The sequence below is a fragment of the Lutispora thermophila DSM 19022 genome (assembly GCF_900142105.1).
GTDB lineage: Bacteria > Bacillota > Clostridia > Lutisporales > Lutisporaceae > Lutispora > Lutispora thermophila.
In genome coordinates this window covers 29,070-49,795 of sequence record NZ_FQZS01000015.1, presented here as the reverse complement: position 1 = coordinate 49,795, position 20,726 = coordinate 29,070, and the positions used below count along the sequence as shown (strand labels likewise).

The 20,726-nt window shown below is 38.7% G+C and carries 17 protein-coding genes; 5 read left to right on the top strand and 12 right to left on the bottom strand.

Annotation, left to right across the window (positions count from 1 at the left end):
* Nucleotides 1–31: 31 nt before the first annotated feature.
* The 9 genes from BUB48_RS18120 to BUB48_RS11395 form a co-directional block, all read right to left on the bottom strand.
* Nucleotides 32–172, bottom strand: a complete 141-nt coding sequence (locus tag BUB48_RS18120; RefSeq protein ID WP_175548414.1) for a hypothetical protein — start codon at nt 170–172, stop codon at nt 32–34.
* A gap of 99 nt (nt 173–271) precedes the next feature.
* On the bottom strand, nt 272–3,046 hold the full coding sequence (locus BUB48_RS11430) for a VWA domain-containing protein (protein WP_073026378.1): 2,775 nt from the start codon (nt 3,044–3,046) through the stop codon (nt 272–274).
* Entirely contained in the window at nt 3,036–4,838 is a 1,803-nt protein-coding gene (locus tag BUB48_RS11425; protein WP_073026377.1) for a vWA domain-containing protein, read from the bottom strand. Before BUB48_RS11425 ends, BUB48_RS11430 begins: the two co-directional genes overlap by 11 nt.
* Before the next feature lie 11 nt (nt 4,839–4,849).
* A complete protein-coding gene (locus BUB48_RS11420) occupies nt 4,850–5,725 on the bottom strand; it encodes a DUF58 domain-containing protein (protein WP_073026376.1) in 876 nt (291 codons plus the stop codon).
* 2 nt (nt 5,726–5,727) lie between these two features.
* The gene (locus tag BUB48_RS11415) at nt 5,728–6,717 is read right to left on the bottom strand and encodes an AAA family ATPase (protein ID WP_073026375.1); all 990 of its coding nucleotides are present in this window, start codon (nt 6,715–6,717) and stop codon (nt 5,728–5,730) included.
* A gap of 68 nt (nt 6,718–6,785) precedes the next feature.
* Nucleotides 6,786–8,360: a hypothetical protein gene (locus tag BUB48_RS11410; RefSeq protein WP_073026374.1), complete on the bottom strand. Its 1,575-nt coding sequence runs from the start codon at nt 8,358–8,360 to the stop codon at nt 6,786–6,788.
* A 63-nt stretch (nt 8,361–8,423) separates the two neighbouring features.
* Nucleotides 8,424–9,308, bottom strand: a complete 885-nt coding sequence (locus tag BUB48_RS11405; RefSeq protein ID WP_073026373.1) for an ABC transporter permease — start codon at nt 9,306–9,308, stop codon at nt 8,424–8,426.
* The gene (locus tag BUB48_RS11400) at nt 9,305–10,231 is read right to left on the bottom strand and encodes an ABC transporter ATP-binding protein (RefSeq protein WP_073026372.1); all 927 of its coding nucleotides are present in this window, start codon (nt 10,229–10,231) and stop codon (nt 9,305–9,307) included. Before BUB48_RS11400 ends, BUB48_RS11405 begins: the two co-directional genes overlap by 4 nt.
* A complete protein-coding gene (locus tag BUB48_RS11395) occupies nt 10,231–12,624 on the bottom strand; it encodes a hypothetical protein (RefSeq protein ID WP_073026371.1) in 2,394 nt (797 codons plus the stop codon). The genes BUB48_RS11400 and BUB48_RS11395 overlap by 1 nt, the downstream gene beginning before the upstream one ends.
* Before the next feature lie 139 nt (nt 12,625–12,763).
* Between BUB48_RS11395 and BUB48_RS11390 the strand changes: the two genes are divergently transcribed.
* Entirely contained in the window at nt 12,764–13,933 is a 1,170-nt protein-coding gene (locus tag BUB48_RS11390; protein WP_073026370.1) for a class I SAM-dependent rRNA methyltransferase, read from the top strand.
* On the opposite strand, the gene BUB48_RS11385 is transcribed toward BUB48_RS11390, so the two are convergent.
* Complete coding sequence (locus BUB48_RS11385) at nt 13,914–14,501, bottom strand: hypothetical protein (RefSeq protein ID WP_073026369.1); 588 nt, start codon at nt 14,499–14,501, stop codon at nt 13,914–13,916. The two genes, BUB48_RS11390 and BUB48_RS11385, sit on opposite strands and share 20 nt — an antisense overlap.
* Before the next feature lie 184 nt (nt 14,502–14,685).
* Here BUB48_RS11385 and BUB48_RS11380 point away from each other — a divergent pair, with 184 nt between their 5' ends.
* On the top strand, nt 14,686–17,259 hold the full coding sequence (locus tag BUB48_RS11380; protein WP_073026368.1) for a calcium-translocating P-type ATPase, PMCA-type: 2,574 nt from the start codon (nt 14,686–14,688) through the stop codon (nt 17,257–17,259).
* A 437-nt stretch (nt 17,260–17,696) separates the two neighbouring features.
* Here BUB48_RS11380 and BUB48_RS11375 read toward each other — a convergent pair whose 3' ends face one another.
* Nucleotides 17,697–18,701: a hypothetical protein gene (locus BUB48_RS11375; protein WP_073026367.1), complete on the bottom strand. Its 1,005-nt coding sequence runs from the start codon at nt 18,699–18,701 to the stop codon at nt 17,697–17,699.
* A 146-nt stretch (nt 18,702–18,847) separates the two neighbouring features.
* On the opposite strand from BUB48_RS11375, the gene BUB48_RS11370 reads away from it, so the two are divergent.
* Nucleotides 18,848–19,507, top strand: a complete 660-nt coding sequence (locus BUB48_RS11370; protein ID WP_073026366.1) for a YigZ family protein — start codon at nt 18,848–18,850, stop codon at nt 19,505–19,507.
* Nucleotides 19,508–19,566: 59 nt separating this feature from the next.
* Here the strand turns inward: BUB48_RS11370 and BUB48_RS11365 are convergent, their stop codons facing one another.
* The gene (locus BUB48_RS11365) at nt 19,567–20,046 is read right to left on the bottom strand and encodes a hypothetical protein (RefSeq protein ID WP_073026365.1); all 480 of its coding nucleotides are present in this window, start codon (nt 20,044–20,046) and stop codon (nt 19,567–19,569) included.
* Nucleotides 20,047–20,223: 177 nt separating this feature from the next.
* Here BUB48_RS11365 and BUB48_RS11360 point away from each other — a divergent pair, with 177 nt between their 5' ends.
* Together BUB48_RS11360 and BUB48_RS11355 are read left to right on the top strand one after the other, a co-directional pair.
* A complete protein-coding gene (locus BUB48_RS11360; protein ID WP_073026364.1) occupies nt 20,224–20,427 on the top strand; it encodes a hypothetical protein in 204 nt (67 codons plus the stop codon).
* A 12-nt stretch (nt 20,428–20,439) separates the two neighbouring features.
* Nucleotides 20,440–20,715 carry a spore coat protein gene (locus BUB48_RS11355; protein ID WP_073026363.1) on the top strand — a complete coding sequence of 92 codons (276 nt, stop codon included), beginning with the start codon at nt 20,440–20,442 and terminating at the stop codon, nt 20,713–20,715.
* Nucleotides 20,716–20,726: the final 11 nt, after the last annotated feature.

Below are 20,726 nucleotides of genomic sequence, written 5' to 3'. Positions count from 1 at the left end.
ATATCATTTGTCAGTATGTCTTCGGGTATTTTTAGATGTAGCTGCTTTCAAATTTTTCATTGTTTTTTACCTGTATAAGCTCTCCTGCAATGCATACTGCTATCTTTTCATGTATTTCAGCTCCAGTCTTCAAGCCTATATGAGCATATATTTTTTCAATAATTATCTTCATCTATGCCTTTTTCCTTCAAAGTTTCCTTTATGGTTCCTACCCGAAGCTTGCTGCTCATACCTATATAAAAATTTTCTTTTTGTATAATTTTCTCCAGGCCTACTTCCTCTTTCTTTTCAATAAGGCTTCAGTATTCAATGTACCAGTTGAAGCTTTCTTTTTATCCTTTGATTGCTTTTCTTTTTTCCCTTCCACAGAATGTTTCTTTTCTTCAATATTTTTTTCTGGCTTTTGCTGCATAGCCTCATCACTTTTGGGATGCTCTGATTTATTAACATTACCCGTCTTCATTTTCCCTACCCTGGAACAAATACCATTAAATAATTCAACTATCTTATCCATTGGCAGCTTAAGCCGTCTCACAGCTATGTCCAGAAGGAATGCCAACAATGCCAATAATAACAGTGGTGAAGTCAAATCCACTCTTCCTTTTACCGGCGCTAGGGTACCTTCAAATACTTCTTTTGCATCTTTAATATATTTGCCTCCTGACTCAATTACAAGTCTCTCAAGCTTATGGCTGTTGGCATCCATTGAATACTCGGGAGAATATTGAACAGATATTCCGGTGTTGACAGCTCTTTGAACCTCTCCATATTTGCTCTGGGTCACCTTTATTATATAAGCTCCAGTATCATCTATCCTGAAGCTACCTTTATATCTTCCCGGCGCTTCTGGATTCAAATCCACTTCTATTTTCCCCAGTGATGGGGTGGTAATAACTGCCCTTGTATCTATGGTTTCATTGCTGTTTTTCTGTACAGCGCTTATCTCTCCATAGCCACCCTGAATCCTTGCACTTATCTCCAAATCTTCCGTAGAGTAGTTTTCTATGGTCCAATTGATTAGGTTGTTCCATAATACAGAATTTTTATCCCAGTTTACATAATTTTTACTCCAAGTACCCTTCATATCTGAATTCCAGGCCACAGTCTTTCCCAATCCATACTGCCATATGGTCAATATTGGATCTCCCTCGTCACTTTCCAATATGACCCTGGCTGAATCCTTAGGGCTTGAAGCTATATAGCCCATCAAGTTAGGCATGCCACCCTCTGCAACACCCTCTAGCACAGAATGCATGCTTACCAGCCTGGGAGCAAACTCTCTGTTATTCAAATAGGCTCTGGCAACCATAAAGGTTTCCTTAGCAAAAATTGTAGGTATATTGGTATACTGATCCGTTACATAGAATCTTCCTCCGGCTTCCTGAGCTATATATTCCAAAAGCTGTATATCCGCATCATAGCCTGCTGCCACTGTTGAAATGGTTATGCCTACATTTTTAGCCTCCTCCAGCAGCTTATCATAGCCCGTATTTTCTGCCTGACCGTCTGTCAGAAGTATTATGTGCTTTATCTTGCTGGTTTGGTTCTTCATCTTGTCTACGGCTTCCTCCAAAGCAGGCAATATGCTGGTCCCCCCACCTTGGGTTATGGTTCCAATATCACTTCTCAAGGCTTCCCTGTCTCCAGGTTTTTGAGGCTGTACCACCCAATATTGGGCATTATCAAAGGCCAGAACGCCTATATCATCATTATCTCTAAGAGAGTCAAGAACCCTGGCGGCAGCTTCCTTTGCCAAATCCAATTTAGTTATCCCACCACTTACACTTGCCATACTACCGGATTTATCTATCACAACAAAAATAGACATATCTGGGATGGCCTTTTTGCCTTTAAGTTCCATGTTTACAGGCAGGACCTTTTCCAAAGAGGTTTTGAAATATCCTCCCAGTGCGAAAGAATCATCGCCTCCCGTTGCAACTAGTCCTCCGCCCAAATCTCTCACATATGGCTCTAAAGCTTTAAGAAATCCATCGCTAAGATTCTCCGCAGATACATTGGCCAATATAATAGTCTTGTATTGGGCCAGTGATTGCAAATCCGACGGAGCGGATTTGGCACTAAGCCTCTTATAATCTGTTTTGGCACCATCAAGAATTTTAGCTATCTCATTCCCTTCTCCCTCTTTGTCTTCCAGGAGCAGTATCATAGGTTTATCCAAAACATTTATAAAGGCTGAAGCTTCATTGTTCCTCATCTCTGTGTCCAAATCAGCCTCCACCACTGCCCTGTAAGTTTTAAAGCCTCTTGTATCAGCAATATCTTTGAAAACAAATCTGTTTTCTCCCTTTGTCAGTTCTATATTTTCCTCCGCTGCCTTCTGACTGCCGTCAAACAATGTCAATTTGGCTAAAGTATTAACATTGCTCTTTATATTAACTGATATATTAAACTCTTCTCCCAAATTCAGGGTTTGGGGCGCTGTAAGGCTTATTGCAGCCACTTCATTGCCTTTTTCCCTTTGAATCTTCATAACCTTCAGGTCCACTGCTTTATCTTTGAGAACTCCTGCTATATTGCTGCTGTTCCCTTCGTTTTCTTCCCCGTCGGTTATGATGACTATTCTTTTTCTGCTGCTTTCAGGAAGCACTGATACTGCGGCATTCAAGGCTTTCTCAATATTGGTGTACTTACTGCCGTCTATCTTGCCTATCTGTTCAAAAACAGGCTGTTGAGCAAGAAAACTTTCCATTACAGGCTCTTCACCAAAGGAAATTACTGCTGCCTTATCTTTATCCTTCATGAGATCCAAAGCTTCCTTCATGAAGCTCTCTACATCTTTTCTATATGCTGCCATGCTGTCGGAAGCATCCAGCAAAAATATGGTGGAGGTCTCCTCCACGGTCCAGACTATTCCAAGTTCTGATAACGCAAGTATGAGAAAGAAACATGTAAAAAATCTGGCAGCAAGAATAACTGCCTTCTTACCTCCAGCCCTGGCTCTCAAGTTCTTTGTAGTCAGAAAAAGCATGACATCCACAGCCAATATGAGCAGCAAATATACAGGCTTTCCAATATCAAATCCCACGAATATACACCATCCATTCTGCTGCAAGTAAAAGAAGCACAAATATTATTATTGGAATTTGAAGATTCATTCCCATCAGTGTATAACCTCTCCCATTTCCTGTTTCCTTTTCACCTTCCCATTGGCCTTGAAATGCCTTATTCCCTTCTTCCGGCGGAAAGTTCACTGCAAATATTTTTTCCCCTGCATTATCATCCTTTTTGTATGAAAGCTTATAAATTCCTATTGAATTGGTGTCACTGTACCCATAATCCAAAAGATCTTCACTGATACTTGTCTTCTTGCCATCAGGATGCTCCATCTCTGTTCCTTGGATACTGCTGATAAAATTCAAAGGAATTGTCTCTCCGCTGAAATAAAAATTCTTTCCCTGCTCCTCCATATCAGTGAGATATGTAGCCATATTATACATGAAGATGGGAAAAGAAGCATCCAATGGAAAATCGCTGTCATGTATATCAAAAGCCATATAGGCTATTTTCTTTCCTCCATAAATACCAGCTCCTGCAACTGTATTATTTCCTACCTGTATGAGGGCATCGGCCCAATAAGGTCTTTCCATATTTTTTATTTTGCTTATATAGAAGCTAAATCCATCAATATTCCTGTTTAAATCATGGTTTAACATGTCTGCTCTGCCGCCTTCTATGGTTTTTCCAGATTTAAAATAGGGATTACTTTCATCTGGATTTATAAAAAACAGAGAACCATCATTGGGAAAGCTTGTAGGTGTAATTCCATCGAATATATATAGATCATAACCCTCAGGCCTTATACTTACATCATCAGTCTTGTACACTTCCAGACCCTCGATGGAACTCAATGCCTTCTCAACAAAAACATTCTTTTTCGAAAAAAGCAACACTGATTTTTTTTCTGTGCTATTCAATACCAGGTAAGCTCTATTATCCTCCTGCAAAGCATCCTCTTCTGTAAGCTCAGCCCAGATATATCTATATCCTCTACGGATACCGTCAAATAAAAGGCTTGAAGATTCCCCTGGAGCCAATTTCACATCCTTAAGAGCCAAAAGCTTATCATCCCCATAAAGAGCCAATTCCCTATTCTCAGGTTCCTGACTGGTGCTTTTCACTCTAACCAAAACTGTATATGCATCTCCATCCTCACTGTAAGATATATGGCCTATACCCACATTGGAACCATAGCCACCAAGGGCTATGACTTCTCCTTTCATATCATCCAATTCCATTTCCTCATCTGTATATATAAGCACATTTGCTGATTCAAACTGCCTATATACAGCCTTAATAAGAGAAAGATTTTCTTTTACGCTCCCGGACATGTTAGTCTTTTCTATGGCTTCTACAGCTTTTATAGCTTCATTTTTATCTGTTACGCCGCTAAATTCCACTTTGGCAGTTTTATCTACAGAAATCAGGGTAAAAACGGATGATTTGCCTGATTCATTTATAGCCTTCTGGGCCATGGCCTTAGCTATGTCCAGCCTTGTTCTGCCTTCATGGTAAGCATTCATGCTGCCGCTTCTGTCAATAACAATTATTACATTGCCACCTAAAGTCTTTCCCTTTGTAATAAATGGATTTGCCAAGGCCATGATTATAAGAAAGGCAGCCATAAGCTGCATGAGCATCAATATATTGTTTTTAAGCTTTTGCCAGGGTTTTTTTACCTCTGATTGGGATAATACCTTATTCCAAAGATAAAGACTTGATATTTCCATCTCTTCATGCTGTTGCTTCAACATATACATGAGGATTATCAGACCCAAAAGAGGCAGTAACCCCAAGGCGTAAGGGTTGTTAAATCCCATAGGAAACACTCCTACTTTATAATCTGGGTTGCAATCATATCTTCAAACAATATCTTCTCCAAGCTATCAGCGGAACTTATGGTTACATAGGTTCCTCCGTATTTTTTAGTCAATTCTTTAAGACTGGCTTTGAAGTCCTTTAATGTTTTCTGGTATTTATCATTAATGGAAGGAGTAATATCCACATCCACCATTTCTCCTGTCTCGCTGTCCTTAAGCCTCACTTGCCCATGAAGCTCCGGATTCATCTCTTGAGGGGAGAGAATATGCAAAAATACAATATCTTGCTTATAAAACATGAGATATTTCATTAAATCTTCCAAAGATCCCTGGATGAAGAAATCGGAAATCACCAGGGATAAACCTCTGCCACCGAATTTTTTCAACTTGATGGCCTTATCCATGTTCGTTGTTCCTTCAAATCCAACATTATCTAAAAAAGAAGCACATATATCAAACTGGCCCTTCCCTCCCAATACATTTGAACTGACCATAGCATCTTTTTTAAGCAAGTTTATGCATAGCCTGTCCATATTGTTCAATGCCAAAAATGCTACGGCTGCTGCCAGTTGAATACCCATCACCGACTTTTTTGGAGTTCCAAAATCCATGGATCTGCTGCAATCCACGAATATATTCACCATGGCTTCCCTTTCCTCCATAAAAAGCTTCACAAAAAGCTTTTCAAATCTGCCATAGGCATTCCAGTCCACTCGCCTTAAATCATCACCATAGCTATATTCTCTGAAATCAGAAAATTCCACAGAACTGCCTTTGGCTTTGGATTTTCGCAATCCACCGCTTCCGGCACCTGTAAGCTTCTCCATGTTAAGAGACAATCTCTCAAGCCTTTTTAGAAATTCGGGCTCAAATATGCCATTTCCCATATCTATATTTGCTCCTCTGCCATATGGAGAATTTCCTTTATCAGAACATCCACATCCATGCCCTCGGCTATGCCTTCGTAATTCATGAATATCCTGTGCCTAAGCGCTGGATAGGCCACATACTGTATATCATCAAAGGATACATTATATCTTCCTTCCAGCAATGCCCTCACCCTTGCAGAATTCACAATGGACTGGGCAGCTCTTGGACTTGCACCGAATCTTATATATTTCTTTGCAATATCAGGAGAATCAACATTTTCCGGATGGGTATACATTACCGCCTTCAAGGCATATGTCAGCACAGGCTGGGCTATGGGAATAGCTTTTGCTATTTCCCTTATGGCCAGTATCTTTTCTCCATCAGCAGCCTTCTTGACATCAGCTTCTACGCTGGAGGTGGTGAGAGTTACAATATCCTTTAGCTCTGACAGGTTTGGGAATTTCACATCAATTTTGAATAAAAACCTGTCCAACTGGGCTTCCGGTAAAGGATACGTGCCTTCCATCTCTATAGGGTTTTGCGTAGCCATTACCATAAATGGACTAGGAAGTTTGTAACTGGTTTTGAAGGCTGTTACCGTAGCTTCCTGCATGGCTTCCAAAAGAGCTGACTGAGTCTTTGGTGTTGCCCTGTTTATTTCATCTGCCAATACCAGATGAGAAAAAACAGGACCATTGTGGAACTCAAATTTATTGTGACCTTCCTCATCTTTCACCATAATATTGGTACCTATGACATCAGCAGGCATTAGATCCGGAGTGAATTGTATCCTTGAAAAGCTTAGATCCAACACTTTGGATAATGTTTTTACCAATTGGGTCTTGCCAAGACCAGGAGCTCCTTCCAAAAGGATATGCCCTCCCGATAGAAGTCCCATTATAACTTGCCTTATCACTTCTTTCTGGCCTATTATGGCTTTGCCTACCTCTCCTTCTATATTCTTTACCGTTTCCCAAGCCTCTCTTATATCCTTTTCCTCAATGCTCATATAAACTCTCCTCTATACATTGTTTTCAGTTTTTAGACAAAGGCAAGTCTTGCCCTGTAACTATAAATCTAATCTTCCAATGAGGTGAAATAATTCTTCACCATATCCTCCAAATTCTGTGGAACTTGCCTTCCTTCAATGTTTTGAAAGGCCTTCTCCCTATATTCTCCTATCACTCGATTATAGGGCTTCATCTCACCCTTAATGCCTATTCCCTTATCTACAATATATTCCTTGGTGTCACCTTCATCATTCTTATGTCCATGAAGCTGAGACTTCTCTCCGGTTCCTCCCGGTAAGCTGGGTGTGAAAACCTTTTCATATTCTCTTACATTCTTCCCTGAAGACTTTTTATTTCCTATACCAGCAACTCCTTGAGAGCTTTGTGTTTCATTATTCTGTCCTGTACCCTCTCCTGCACCCGCTCCGGATTTACCACCGTCATTTCCTCGGTCTTGATTTTGGCCTTGTCCAACCGTCTCGCTCTGGCTTCGTCCTTGGCCTTTGCCTTGTCCTTGCTGTTTCTGCCCTTGCTGGCTTTGATTCTGTGCTGCATCCCTCAGTGACTCCATCACATCCTCAATAGCCCTGCTGAATTCTTGGTTATCCATCAGTTTGTTTATCTGCTCATTCAATGAACTTATCTCATTTTGCAGATCTCCCAGTTCCCCTGATGATATCTTCTGAGCCAATTCATAAAAAGCTTCCGCCAACTCTGGATTCCGCTCCAGATTTTCAGCAAGCTGAGATAAATTTTGAGACAGTTCCTTTATTTCATCCTGTTTCATATTTTTCAAATCCTCAGCAGCTTTTTGCAATTCAGATCTCAGCCGTTTGGTATCTCCCTTTTTCAATGTTTCCGCCAAATCCCTGGTAATTTCATTCTTAGAGAATTCCTCAATAATCTTGTCCAGCTCCTTGTATCCATACTTCTCCTTAAGCATTTCTATCCTATTTTCCGTTCTCTCAAGAGCTTTTAATCCTTCCTTAACGTCTTGAACTTTGCTAAGCTCCTTTTTCATTTCCTCCAGAACAGTCTTTACCTCTTCCTTTTGCTCAGGAGTCAGCTTATTATTGATTTCAATTCTTTTTATAACCTCTTCTATTTCCTTCTGCTGCCTTAATATCTTCTTTTTCGCGTTGAATATTTCAATTGACTTTTCTTCCATCGGATTGGGAATAAAACCTGATATAATTATTGACATAGCCAAAATCACTGAAATCATTACATATTTCATAGGAAACTTTATCTTAATGACCTTTTTAATATCCAAGGTTTTGAGATGCTCCAGCGCATCATGTTTCTGAATAATGGCTATAGCGCTGTCCTCATCCAAAAGCTCAAGAGCGGTCAGTGTCCTCTCTCTTAATCCCTTAGAATCCAAAAGCTTTGCTGCAGTTTGGTTCTTGGGGGTTTTAAACAAAGATATTAAAAATGCTGCCATTATGATTCCGCATGCAATCAAAGCCCCTTTGCCATAGGCATTATATATGGGGATAAAGCGGGATAAAATAACCAATGCCATATAAATCCCCATGGCCCCAATAGATGCTTTTGCAGTATACTCCAGGATCAAAGCTATATGGATCCTGTCTCTTGCTTTTCTAACATATCTCAATATTTCTTTATTAGTCTCTTTCATAGAGCAGCACATCCTAATTTATTTTTCTCAATTAATGAGACAGAGAGAACCGTCCCCCATGTCTCATTTTTTACCTTTGCGGGACAAGTAGAACCGTCCCCGGTGTCTCTCCTTGAGAGGATTGATTTTTTTGGCGGATAGTATCAATAAAACTATGGATAAAATTATATTAAAAAGCAAATTGATGATCCATGTGCTTATATGGCTTGCCGCTGCTGTATTTCCAAATATTAGCCCGGGAAAGATATTCACATTGCCTCCTCCCACCTGATCCCATAGAATGGATGTAAAACCGATAATGGGGTTTGCGTACAAAAATGGAAAAAACCCCTTATAACCATAATTTCTCGTTATGCCAAGATACAATATGGTGAGGAATATGGTTCCAAAGCATAGAAAGGCTATGGTGCCATAAGCCATCACATTGGCAGCCGTAGTCTTTTTAAAATAGGAAGAATAAAATATGCCTATACTTCCAAAGGTTATGGCTATTATTATGAAAAAGCCAAACAATTGCAAAAGTTCTATTACTGATATGCCTCCAAAGAGGAAAACAATGGAGAATATGGGAAGTGAGGCGATTATCAGCAATATGACCTGGCTGATGGAGGCAAAAAGCTTCCCTGTGATTACGGATAAAGGTGTCATGGGAGTGGATAGCAGCAAGTCCAGTGTCTGCTTCTCTCTTTCTCCAGATATGGCTCCTGTAGTAAGAGCAGGAGAAATGAAAGAAATCAATACCAATTGCATAACAGCCAATCCTATATAGCTTCCTAAGGCCACTTCCGGATCTATGGTTGATCTATAATAATCATCCATAGACATTATCAAAGCAAAGGAAGCAGTAAGAGTCATAAAAATCAGATAGACTCCTATCATTCCTGCAGCACGCCAGCCTCTCATTCTTATCTTAAGTTCTTTTTGCAATACAGGATTTATCCTCATCATGCCTCATCTCCCTTCGTCACCTTCATGAATACGTCTTCAAGATTTCCCTCCATCTGCCCAAAGCTTATCACAGGAATATCCCTCATTACCAGTTCTTTAAGAAGCATGGCCATTTCTTCCTCACTGCCTTCAAATCCTGCTTCAATTGAATTTTCTCCTTTGATTATATTCGTGATCAAAGGATGTTCCTGCATAACCTTTGCACATTCCTCTGTTTTATCTTTTATTTTTACCTTAATGAATCTCTTTCTGTAGACCTGCTGCATAATCTCATCAACAGTTCCGCTAATGACTATTTTGCCTCTTTCTATTATGCCAATGGATGTACAAAGCTCTGACAACTCAGGTAGTATATGAGAACTTATTATTATGGTTTTTCCCAAATCCTTCAGTACCCTGAGAATTTCTTTCATTTCAACCCTCGCCCTTGGATCCATGCCTGACGCGGGCTCATCCAGCACCAGAAGTTCCGGGTTGTGAACCAGACTTCTCGCCAGGCATAGCCTTTGCTTCATACCTCTTGATAAACTGTCTACATAGGCATCTTTCTTATCCTGAAGATCAACCAGTTCCAAGAGGTCATCGCATATCTTTTTTCTTTCCTTGGCATTTATTTTGTATATGGAAGCGTAATAATCCAGATATTCCGTAACCTTCAGATCATCATATACACCAAAAAAGTCAGGCATATATCCTATAACTTCTTTGGCTTTTCTTTGGTTCTTTAGTACATCAATATCATTTACATATACTTCTCCTCTATCCGCCTCCATAAGACCGCTGATGATCTTCATAGTTGTTGTCTTCCCGGCTCCATTGGGACCTACGAAGCCATATATCTCACCTTTAGGGACATGCAAATCCAGATAGTCTACAGCTGTAAACTTACCATACTTTTTAACTAGTCCTTTTATCTTTAGCATTACTTCACCCTTCCTTTCACTTTTATCTGGGGAAGTTTAAGATCATTGTCGCTCAATTCATATTTCAAAAGCAAACTGTTATTATTATCCAAATATTTTCCCAAATCATCACCTTCTATAACATATCCGGAAAAATCACCGCTATCCCACTGATTCTTCTCCACATTCCAGATATACTGTTTAATATTAGCCTCTATTCCATCATTGTTTAATGATATCCTTTCTGGAATCACATCTTCAATAATGTTAAAGGCAACTTCTACAGTCCCTGTGGCATTATGAATAATATCATCATAAGACTCATAGCCACCTTTTACCAAACTCCTTTTAACAACAGGGTTAACATAGCCCCAAGGTAGCTCTATTTCTTCCCCCGATTGAGCCATGAGTTTAATATCAGTTATCAATAAAGATTTCTCATAAGTTTTTACTTCTTTGCCGTTTATTTTAACATTTCCTCCTATGGATTTGGAGCTCCACCCTAAGAACTTGACGCCTTCTACCGATGGTGAGGCATAATTATCCAAGTAATAATTTAAAGCAAATCTCTTTTGATATATCTCTCTTATTTTAAAGAGCTCTTCCTCAGACAGATTGAATCCCTCATATTTGGGATTGCTTATATCATATAAGCTATCCAACAAATCACGTCTGTCTCCATAGTATCTATTTGTCTTACCTGTAATCTCTTTTCTTTCACCACTTTTTATATCACCTATAGGCAAACACTCACTAGATGTTATTATATAGCAATCCTCTAAATCCAAATCCGTATTGTTTTCAATAAAGCCTCTGAAACCAGAATCAACATAGCTTATTTCACTATGTATTTCACCCTTTATCTCCTTATCATTATCAAGAGAAAAAGTTTTCATAGTCCATGCTCCTACATCATGAACCTCTATACTTGATTTTGGCGAAAGCATAATCTTGGTATCAATCTTTCTATTTTCATTCCAGGTTGGATAGGAATTGTAATAGTCACTTTGAGTTAAAAAAGGCTTTACATCCGTTTCATCCAAACCTTCTATAAAAAGATTTGTATTTTTGGGGCTAAGTACTCCGCCAAAGGATCTTGATGTAAGACTTCCGTCTTCCCCTCCATATATGATTGATATTTTATTGAACACAGGCCCACTCAACCTGGTTCCAAAACCCATAAAGTATATAACAATCATAAAAGCAACGGATAACATGGGCACCACTGCCCACATAAGCTCTCTTCTGTCCCTTTTTTTCAATATGATATAGCTTACAGGAGCCGCCAGAATAATATATAAAACGAGCAACGCTATAATTATTTTATGGTTAGGCAATGAAATTTCAGGTATTATCTTCAATGCCCTAGTCATTAGGTAATTATTATGTTCGTTTACAGCCATGTACTTTTCAAAAAATTGTCCTGTATATATGGAAGGAGCAGCCCTCTGAACCAATACTTCCATAAAAGTTCTGTTCATATTCCATGAAGATAACGGTTCAAGGCCCATATCAAAGGACAGCACCAATATCCTTCCTCTGTTCTTATCTATATACTGGGCCAGAGCTATTCCATCCTGTTCCAGGATTTTCGCCCCTTTGGCCAGCTTGATATCCATTACCTCCATAGGCTCATTGAAATCCCTGCTAATCATTTCGCCCAGTTTCTTTCCCGAAACACTGACCAATCCGCCTCTTTCTCCGGTTATAAAATCATCCCTAAAAGCAGATAGGGTCTTTGAACCATTAGGCCCTGTACCTATTACAAGGAAACCTCCCTGTTCCACCCATCTTTTCAATGTATTATACTGATCATCACTCAATTTTGAGGAATCATAGTCATTCATGAAAATCACATTAAAAGCCCTCATAACATCCATATCTTCTGAAAAATTTTCTTCATTGAGATTGACGTTTCTCACACTAACATTTCCCTGAAGGCTTTGAAATGTGAATCCATTGAGATAATTTAAATTTGTGCTGTTATCGCTCATAATACCTGCCAGCATTACATTATTCGCTATGCCCAAATCAGTTCTAATATTTTGTTCAATAAGGGTCTTCTTCCCTTCCACAATCCTCAGTTTAGTGCTTAGCAAGGAAGAAGGTATTGGTATGTTCATTGTATATTTCTTTGTGGTATTCTTGGGATGGTTTATGGCTATTGCATAGACATTCACCCTGTCAACTCCTGCAGATCCAAAACTGCTTGGAATCTCTATTTGTATTTCTCCATCTATATCCTTCATGTTATTTTCTACAGTAATGGTTATGGGCGTTAAAAAATTGGCTCTATAAACTTTATCAAAACCTATTTCGGTGCTTATATTTATATCCTCTCCATCACCAAAAACGGGCAGCATGCCGCATATAAGCAAAAGGCTTGTAAACAGCGCAATAATCCACTTTTTCATCATCATACCTCCAAATACAGGTTCATTACATCCTTATTTTAGACGAAACATCCTTTAAAAAGTTACATGCTGGATATATTAATACTATTGTATAATACTTTTATATAATAAAATATACTCTAAAACTAGGAGGATTAACATGACTAAGGTACAGCTTCAAAAAGGTAAAGATAAGAGAATATTGGAAGGCCACCCATGGGTATATGACAATGAAATAGAAAAGCTTGATGGATCATATGAAAACGGAGATATAGTTGATGTATATAACTGGAAGAACAATTTCATAGGCAGAGGATACATAAACGACAACTCAAAAATAAGAATAAGAATATTGACCAGAAAGCAAGAAGATGTAAACAGAGACTTCTTTAAAAGAAAAATTCAGGATGCTTGGGAATATAGAAAAAGATTTGTGGATACATCAAGCTGCAGAGTGGTGTTTGGAGAAGCTGATTTCATACCTGGCCTTATCGTGGACAAATTTGAAGATTATCTGAGCATCCAGACCTTATCTCTAGGAATAGACAAATATAAAGACTTGATTGTAGATATATTGGATGAAATTCTTTCACCAAAGGGCATATATGAAAGAAACGATGTACAGATAAGAGAATTAGAAGGTCTGGATCAGAGAAAAGGATTTTTGAAAGGGCCTTTCGACACAAGGGTTCAGATAATGGAAAACGAAATAAAGATGATGGTGGATATAGAAAATGGGCAAAAAACAGGCTACTTCCTGGATCAAAGGGAAAATAGAGCTGCTCTAAAACCCTTGGTAAAAGGAGCTAAAGTCTTGGATACATTTACCCACACAGGAGGCTTTGCACTCCATGCAGCCTACTATGGAGCCAGTGAAGTCACTGCTGTAGATATATCAGAACATGCAGTGGAATATGTAGCCACCAATGCAGCATTAAACAATATGGAAGGAAAAATAAAGGTTATTCAGGCCAATGTATTCGATATATTGAAAGAGTATCAGCAAAAAGGTGAAAGATTTGATGTAATAATATTGGACCCTCCTGCCTTTTGCAAATCAAAATCCGCCCTTGAGGGGGCATACAGAGGCTACAAAGAAATAAACCTTAGAGCCATGAAAATAATAAATTCCGGAGGATTTCTAGTGAGCTGCTCATGTTCTCACTATATGTATCCGGAAATATTTCAAAAGATGCTGCTGGAAGCAGCAAAGGATGCCAAGAGAACTTTGAGAATAATCGAATCAAGGGTTCAGGCAAAGGATCATCCCATAGTATCCGGATATTATGAATCTCTTTACCTGAAATGCGTTATAATGCAGGTTTTGTAGGATTGTAATCGTTCTCCAGCATATATAGCTTCCACTGCCCATTTTCTTTTTTATAATACAAATACCATATTACAGGTACATCTTGGCCTTTAAGGGTTATCTCAACACCTGCCAAGGCTTTATCGCCTTCTATATAGCACCATCTTTGCCTGTAGTCTGCCAGGTTTTTATCCGTATCCATATACCCTTCTACCAAAAGGCCGTCACCTGTATATCTTATGAAGGATGAACCATCAGGGGATCTAATATAATCTGTTTCCTTTGCCAACAAAGAGACTACATTGCTTTCGTTTCTGGCAAAGCAACTGTTGATGAATTTTTTTGATATGTTTTCTATAGTTTCCTTGATAGGTTCATCCGATGATTTTTCAGCTACATTCCCTTCTTCATGCTTTTTCTCCATATCTTTATTGTCCATAATTTTCATATATAGTGAAGATTTTTTAATGATAGTTAATAGTTGTTCAAAATGCTCCCTATCTACCTTAAAACTCTTTCCAAAAAATACCAAGCAAATTGTTGCCATAAAGGCAATGTATATTATGATTATTTTCTTATTGAGTTTCATTTAATCACTCCTATGACTTTTTAAATATTATCCCCAATTCTCTATTGTTTTTTATTATCAAATATCTCCATTTTTCCATTCTTTTCAAAATCTACTACGAAGTAAGAAGATAAAATCCTAACATATTAGCTATCCCTAAAGAATAATATTAAAAGGAAAAGCACAGGGAAAAGAGGGGACTATTATGCAAATCTTAAACACAAACACTGGAAAAGGCATCTTGACCAGAGGACTTACAGAAAAAGAAGCCATGGAAAAGCTAAAAAAACACGGATTCAACGAACTTAAAAAGAAAAACAAAAAAAGCCCTACAGCCATTTTTATTGAGCAGTTTAAAAACCTTATGACCCTTGTACTTATAGGTGCTTGTCTCATATCCTGGTTTTTTGGCGAGAAAGCTGACTCCATAACCATATTGGCAATAATAGTTCTGAATTCCATACTTGGATTTATACAAGAATATAAGGCTGAAAGATCCATTGAAGCTTTGATGGAGCTTTCTGCTCCGGGAGCCAAAGTAGTCAGAGAAGGCAAAGTATCCTACATAAATGCTAAATATGTGGTTCCTGGAGATTTGGTAATAATTGAAGCCGGTGATAGAATTCCTTCTGATGGAATAGTTCTTGAAAGCACAGGTCTTATGGTGGATGAATCCATCCTTACAGGCGAATCAATGCCTGTTGAAAAATCATCCAGAAACTCGGATTGGGTCTATATGGGAACCATGGCTACATCAGGAAAGGCCAAAATAGTTACATATTCCACCGGTATGAATACTGAGATGGGCAAGATAGCAAGCATGCTTCAGGATATACCTGATGAATTTACACCTCTTCAAAGGAGATTGGAGCAGCTGGGCAAATATATTGTTGCTGTATGCCTTATCATATGCGCAGTGGTTTCGATAACAGGAATATTAAGGGGGGAAGACCCATATAACATGCTCCTGACAGGCATAAGCCTTGCAGTGGCAGCCATACCCGAAGGACTGCCTGCAATTGTGACCGTGGCCTTAGCCATAGGGGTCCAGAGAATGTATAGAAGAAATGCTCTTGTTAGAAAGCTGCCGGCAGTAGAAACCCTTGGAAGCACCACTGTAATTTGCTCCGACAAAACCGGGACTCTGACTCAAAACAAAATGACTGTAAAGAAAATTTATGTAGATGATAAAATCATAGAACCTCAAGGAAATCGTTTCTCTTCCACAGAATCATTAAAATTCCTATTCACTGCTTCTTCGGTGTGCAGCGATGCATTTTATGAGGAAAGGATGATGTCTGAACCAGAAGCCACAGGAGATCCTACTGAGCTTGCCATACTTAAAGCTGCATGGAGCTCTGGCATTAAAAAATCCAACCTCAATAAGGAATATAAGAGAATCCATGAAATACCTTTTGATTCCAATAGGAAGAGAATGACGGTGGTAGTCAGAAGAAAAAACGGCGAGTCCTTCGTATTTGTCAAAGGCGCTGTAGATGTGATTTTGGATTTATGTACAAAGTATTATAGCGCCAGAGGGGAAAGAATCATGACCTCTATGGATAGGAAAGCCATCCTGACAGCAAACGAAAAAATGGCTTCCTCTGCTCTAAGAGTTCTGGGCACAGCCTATAAAAAGTTTGACGGAATCCTTGACAATAATTCCATTGAAAAAAACCTAACATTTATCGGCATGATGGGAATGATTGACCCACCAAGGCCTGAAGTGGCTAAAGCCGTTGAAACCTGCATAATGGCCGGTATAAGACCCGTAATGATAACAGGAGATCACAAATTGACTGCAGCGGCTATAGGTAAGGAATTAGGCATATTGACTTCAGAGAATCAGATACTTACAGGCAATGACTTGGATAAACTCAACGATAACCAGTTGAAAAAGGCTTCTGCCAACACCGCAGTATATGCAAGAGTATCTCCCAAGCACAAGTTGAGAATAGTAAAAGCTTTAAAATCCTTGGGACATACAGTAGCCATGACAGGAGATGGGGTAAACGATGCGCCTGCCATTAAAGAAGCAGACATAGGCATAGCCATGGGCATAACAGGTACGGATGTAACTAAAGAAGCTTCCTCCATGATATTGCTGGATGATAATTTCTCCACCATTGTGGCTGCAGTGGAAGAAGGAAGAATCATATATGACAATATAAGAAAATTTATTCGTTATCTGTTATCCTGCAATATTGGAGAAGTGCTCACCATGTTTCTGGCTTCCCTTTTGTATTTGCCCACACCCCTTATTCCCATTCAAATATTATGGGTTAATCTGGTGACCGATGGGCTTCCAGCTATGGCTCTAGGGGTAGACCCTCCCGACAGAGATATAATGTTTAGAAAGCCAAGAGGGAAAAAAGAGAGCATATTTTCCCATGGTTTAGGTTTTAAGATAATTATGAGGGGAATAGCCATTGGATTTGGTACATTATCAGTTTTCGCTCTCATGCTTTATTTGACCTACAACGATATAATAAGGGCAAGAACCTGTGCCTTTGCATCGTTGGTATTGTCTCAGCTTTTCTTCGTATTTGAATGTCGCTCAGAACACAGATCCATACTGAGAATAAATCCCTTAACCAATATGTGGCTTGCTCTCGCTGTTTTATGTTCCTTAGGGCTTCTGCTAATGGTTATATATGTTCCCTTCTTCCAGCCCATCTTCAGTACGGTGCCTTTGGGATGGATAGAATGGGTAATTGTAGTTACTATGTCTTTTTTGTGGACTTTGCTATCTATATTTACAACAAGGAAAAAGAAATAAAATGTTTGTATGTCCATCGAGATTCCTCTGGTTCCTTATTTGAATCATTTAAAGACACTAAAAATAGCGCCTAGATACCATCGCTAATTGGACTAAGCATATGTTCAGTTCATAAAGGCTATTGATTTTAGTATCTCTAAAGCTCATATCCCAAGAAATTTCCAACGCCTCCATGCCCTGAAAGGCTTGATCAGCATGGAGGCTGCGCTAGGACAAATTGCGAATCGAAGGACAGGAGGTCCTTTCTTCGCCGTTAGAATTCTCTTTTAGATAAGTATTAGAGTTGCAATATCATATATCCCATAGATTGACATATGCCACTATAGTATATGTTGCGATTGCAAATAAAAAGCCCCAGAGACATACCCTAGTTGTCAGCACGCGCCACAAAGCCCGTAACAAGGCGGAATAGGAATCCCCTAAGCTACACCACAAATCTATCTTCGAAGTTGATAATATATCTTCCCCAGATTCATCATAAATCCCAGCAAAGCCTCATTGCGATGCACCCTGGGGCAGGGTTCCGGTTTATGGGGTTTTGCTCTTTTCATTCTTATTAAATAATCTTCCAATCTGGATCTGTCGTTCATTATGCCATCCAGACTGAATAACGAAAAATCCTCTACACCGCATTTCTTTAAAATACCTATATCCTTTTCAAACTCATCCAAGGACTCATAGTAAGGCTCATTTCCCAACTTTCCTATGTTTGTAAGGCCAACGGATACCGCAAGCTTATCCTTTAGTATCTCTTTAAGATAGGAAACCTGATGATATATGAGGTAATCCACATTTACCTTTTTATATTTTCCCAACTCATTTCTCATCATGGTGGCATAATACATCAGATTGTACTTATCCCAAGGCACTTGAAAGACAGGTATTTCTAACGCATTCTGCATAATCTCGCTTCCGAATCTCAGGTCATAGTAGCTGTGGCGGATACATGTGGCATATCCTTCCAATCCCTTTTCCTTGATATATGCAGCAGCCTCCTTTAAAACATTCAATGAGTTTCTAAACCTCTTTTTATTCAAATTTGATGTCAACATTTTGCCGTATGCAATCAAGGGCTCCAATTTGTGCCTTGGTGAAGCAATACGCCGTACATCCTCAATAGGAGACTCCATATCTATACAAAATCCTTTAATGCTCAGACCTCTCTTGTCGATCTCACCCAGAAGCTTCTTTATATAATCATAAAAATTCATCGCATTTCGTTCATTTATCCAATATCCCATATCATCTGAAAGGGTAGCCCAAATAGAAACTGGAACATGATTTCTATTATAGATTTCCAGCATCTTATAAAAATCCGGACTATCCTCACCATATCCCAATCTATAATTCAAAGATACATCATGATCTTTAAAAACCTCAAGTATATGACTGCTGCATACATCTAAAGGTTTTGCAAATTCGCACCAAATTCTAGTATTCATGCAATCCTCCATTTTAGCTAGTATAAAGTTATTATTATCATTATGAAAGTTTATAAACCCCAATATGCTATGTAATATTTTGAAGCTGGCTAAATAACCGTCCGTATTATATAATAATCTTGAAAAAAACTAGAAAAGGGTGCAGTATGGAAAAGTCATATAAAATGATAAAACAATATGCTGAAGCTTCTTTCGTGGAGCGAAAATCTCGCTTCATATCTTATGCCATGCCTATTACAACAGAGGAAGAAGCGATCCAAATTCTCAATACCATAAGAAAAAAGCATTATGATGCCACTCATAATTGCTATGCTTACATATTAGGCGAAAATGCTGAAGTGCAAAGGTCTAGCGATGACGGAGAACCTTCCGGTACAGCAGGAGTACCCATATTGGAAATTTTGCGAAAGGAAAGCCTCACTAATACAATAGTTATTGTAACTCGATATTTTGGTGGGATACTTTTGGGTGCAGGAGGCCTTATAAGAGCTTATGCCGAAGGAGCAAAAATGGCTGTTTCGGCAGCAGGAATCATTGAGGTCAAGAAATTCTCATTCTTTTCGGTACACATTGATTATAGCTATCTAGGTAAAATTCAACACGAAGCCATGAAAAGGGAATATATAATCCTTGATACCAATTACACTGATATGGTGCAAATCACCTTCCTCATACCTCCTGATTTAAAAGATGCTCTAACGGAAGATATAAACAACTGGACCAATGGTAATGTACTTATCGAACACTTGAAGGATGATATGGTAAAGGTTGACCTTGATACAGGCAAACCTGTTCAGTTAGGCTAAGTCCGCCATGGACTAGCCTTATTATTATTTGATATAATCTTCTGCTGAAAAAAATTGCATCAATAATTATACCAATAGTTGTTATAATAATCGTAATTTCTTCTCCTTCTTCTTCGCCTTCTTCTCGCCAAATTTGTCAGGAGCAATACTCCTACCAGGTCCCTCAGTAGACTCCTACTGCCATATTGTCTTCCTTCCCAATGTTCTTTCATATCCGGCATGTCAGCAATAACTCTATCATATATTCTGTCTCCCAATCGATCCATCATTTCTTTCTCAGGATGGCCATCGTACAAAGGGCTTTCCTCAGTCTCCATCTTATCCAGTTCTCTATCGATATATGGCATAATCTTTTTGCAGCTGTCAGGATATAAGGAATCAAAATATTCGTCATCTCTGTCGTCTTCAGCAAAAATATCCTCCATGTTTCCTGCCATATCATAATCCATATACATATTTGAATATGCTTGAGGGTACATGGTTGGATTCATCGCCCAATTCATATTGTTCATCAAAGGACACATCATCATTTTATTCACAAACCCACCTCCAATACATTACTTATATCAATATATGTTGGTAATGTTTTCCTGTGCATGTTCATATTTATTTCTGACAAGCCTAAAAATAATACATGATTTTATTTCCGCTAATATTTTTTGTTGAAACATACAGAATAATTAATAGTCATGTCACAAAAGAATGGAGGAAATCATATGAACAACAATCCTCAAATAGAGGCAAAGAACCTATCAATCCTTGAAGATCAGCTTAATTATGAAGCATTAGCCGTTAAGAAATATAGACAGGCTGCTCAACAGTGCACCAACCAGGAGCTTACTACAATCTGCAATGATGCAGCCGCCAAACACAAAGCTCATTTTGACCAGCTATTGGGCTATCTAAATTCTCATAAATAGGAGGAAAGATTTATGAACAACAATCCACAACTTACGGACCAGGATATAATGAATGACCTTCTTGCCATGGAAAAGCAGATTGCATCAGCTTACAATACTGGAATAACCGAGGCCTCATGCCAGAATCTTAGAAAAACCCTTACAGATAATCTGCTTGACACTCAGCAGCTGCAATATACCATATTTGATACCATGAAAAGAAAGGGCTGGTATCAGACTAAAGACGCCCAAGATCAAGATGTGAATAATGCAAAAAGCAAATATACCAACATAAAAAATGAATTATAATATTTATGCAA